Consider the following 2464-nt stretch of genomic DNA (forward strand, 5'->3'; position numbering starts at 1 on the left):
TTTCGTAAAAAAATGGGAAGTTTAAAATTAATGCCTGCTTTGTAATTATCTACTACTAAAGAATTTGCTTGTCTTGGAGTTTGCGTTAAAAAATTGTATTGAACATCTAATCTTGGAAGTAAGTTGTTCATTTTTAGTTTTCTATCAATATTTAAACTTTTAATTTTATATTCTAAAGATCGTATTTTTGGGTGATTGTTCACATCAAAATTGGCATCGTTAAAAAGTGCAATATTAAAAGTAGTGTCTATATTGTTTAAAGTGGTTACATCAGGAATAATAGTATCTTGCAACTCAACAGGAGTGTTATCATTCAACCATAAAAAATTAGACAATTCTAATGACGCTTTCACCAATTTAATTCGTGCTTTCTCTAAGTTTAACTTTCTACTGTTTAAGGTTATGCCAGCTTCAAGGGTGTCTATTGCAGCTTTATCACCTTCTTCAAAAGCTCTTTTGGTATTGTTAAATCGAATTACTGCATTTTCTAAGAAATCATCATAAACCAATTTTTCGTTATACGTTTTAAGCCAATTAAAATAAGAAAGTGAGGCATTGTATAAAATCTCGTTCACTAAGATTTGTTGATCTTCTTTTGCTTGATTGATGAAAAATTTGGCCTGTTTTAAGGCTGCCATTCTTTTATTAATCAGCAAGCCTTTAAGTAAAGAAGCAGACACACCAGCAGCATATAAACCATCTGTAGGTACCTGAGCCTCTGGGCTTAAAAACTCACCACTATTATTCTCGAAATTAGCTTTAAACTCTAATCCATAATAGGTAGGAATTTTAAAAGCACCATTTAATTTATTGTAATATTCTTTTTCTTTAAATTCTTTATTGTCAAAATCTACTTCAATTTTTGGGTCAAAAGCACCTCTAGCTTTTAATAACTTAGCTTCACTATTGTTGATGACTAAGTTTGCTTGTTTTACAATTGGGTGATAGGTTTTTACGTAACCTAAATATTCTGATAAGGTCATTACAGAAGTTACCTTTTCTTGTGCGAAAAATTGAGTAAACATCAGTAAAAACAATATAAAAATGTATTTTTTCATCGATTGAAACATCTAAAAAATTAACTGATATTTATTTTTTCTTTTTTCCATCAGACTTGCTTTTGCTACTGCCTTCTGGTTGATAATAGTTAGGAGGGAAGCTGTTTAATTGTCTCCAAAGTTCAAACCAAATAGGCACATCTTCTAAAAGCGCTATGGTTCTAGCACCAGATCCTGCTCTTATTTCATCTGGCCATTCATGGTCCGTTTCATCTGGAGATAATAAAATTCTATACTTTCCATTTGCACTGATAAAACGCTCTATCGCAACAACTTTTGCACCATACGTACCATAAGAAACATTTGGCCAACCACTAAAAACAATTGCAGGCCAACCATCAAATTGAACTCTTACTTTTTCACCTAGATGAATTAGAGGTAAATCTATAGGTCTTACAAAAGTTTCTACTGCCAAATCTATATCTGCAGGCATAATACTTACCAAAGCTTCCCCTTCTTTAAAAGCTTCACCAATACCACCTATTAATGCTTTATTGATATAACCATTTTGAGGCGCAACAATATAAAGTAAGCTGTTTCTCATTTCATAATTACTGTTGGTATTTTCTAATTTTGACACTTGAACTTCTGCATCAAATTGATTGGAACGTGCCGTAAATTGATCGCTTTCGGCTTTAGAGATTTTTTCTGCATATTCTGCCTTAATTCTTCCAATTTCTACACGTGCATTAATTACATTGTTTTTTGCTGTCAATAAGGCGTTTTCACTTTCAATTAATTTAGCTTGAGTTTCTTGCAGCTTTAAACGTTTTGCTTCTACATCTTTTACGGCTTTTAAACCCTCTTTTTCAAGTGTAACATCTCGATTATATTGCCTTTCTGCAATGCTAATATTGGTTTTGGCTGCTTCAAATTTTATACTATCACTCTGTACTTTAAGTTTAGATTGTATTAACTTGTTTTTTGCCATTTCTAATTTTAAAAGGCGTTCTTCTTTTAAAGAATTAATTCTTATTTGTAAAACACCAACTTTACCTTGATAAGCCCCAACAGAAAATGCTTTTGCTGTAATTTGTTGTCTTGTTCTTACCAAAAGGCTGTCATCAAAATATTCGCTTTTTATCTCAGAAATTCTTAAAATAGTATCTCCTTTTTCTACATAATCGCCTTCTCTTACATACCATTGCTCAATTCTACCAGGTATTTGAGATTGTATACTTTGTGGGCGTTGACTTGGTGTTAATGTAGTTACTAAACCATTACCTGTAATATTCTGAGTCCATGGTAAAAACAGTACAATTAGACAAAGTATACCAAAACCAATTAAAAACCGATTAAGCGCTTTGTAATATTTTTTATTGAAGATTTCTTTTCCAGATTTAAAGCTTTTTAAATCTACGTTTTGTTGCAACTCTGTGTTAGAAATATTTAACATTGTTTCTTAA

2 protein-coding genes are annotated in these 2464 nt (G+C 31.4%); both read right to left on the reverse strand.

Features of this window, described 5'->3' with window-relative positions:
- Window positions 1-1025 (reverse strand): TolC family protein (locus ACTG3V_RS15395; RefSeq protein WP_439133060.1); only part of this gene is annotated, 1025 nt, incomplete at its 3' end.
- A 64-nt stretch (window positions 1026-1089) separates the two neighbouring features.
- Window positions 1090-2454, reverse strand: a complete 1365-nt coding sequence (locus tag ACTG3V_RS15400; protein WP_439133061.1) for an HlyD family secretion protein — start codon at window positions 2452-2454, stop codon at window positions 1090-1092.
- Window positions 2455-2464: the final 10 nt, after the last annotated feature.

The organism is Polaribacter sp. (assembly GCF_965660385.1).
Classification (GTDB): domain Bacteria; phylum Bacteroidota; class Bacteroidia; order Flavobacteriales; family Flavobacteriaceae; genus Polaribacter.